The sequence below is a fragment of the Bacillus sp. SIMBA_005 genome (assembly GCF_046535585.1).
Lineage (GTDB): Bacteria > Bacillota > Bacilli > Bacillales > Bacillaceae > Bacillus > Bacillus pumilus.
In genome coordinates this window covers 1-275 of the sequence record NZ_JAWRWI010000328.1, presented here as the reverse complement: position 1 = coordinate 275, position 275 = coordinate 1, and the positions used below count along the sequence as shown (strand labels likewise).

At 39.3% G+C, this 275-nt stretch carries 1 protein-coding gene; it reads right to left on the bottom strand.

Annotated features, from left to right (window positions below; translation table 11 throughout):
- Positions 1–275: DUF5689 domain-containing protein (locus SB660_RS20330; protein ID WP_410584122.1), on the bottom strand; the 275-nt coding region annotated here is incomplete at both ends.

The following is a 275-nucleotide window of genomic DNA, read 5'->3' as shown; positions in this document are numbered from 1 at the left end:
GCTCCAACTGGGTAATCTGCATAATTGCTGGATTTATCAACTTCTATTTGAAGACCCACTGTCGGATTTTCAGGCTTATCCTGAAAAGAAATTGTTTTGTAGAAGTTTCCGTTTTCATCAGAAGAAACTACATATCCGTCAAAGATCTGATCGGTAGTGATCAATACAGCTCCATTCGCAGGTGCCATCGCTTTAATGGCAGCCATTGTTGTATTTGCTTCAGGAAATTTATTTTCACAATTGATTGGAGGAGTGTCCCACTCATCTTTTTGTAC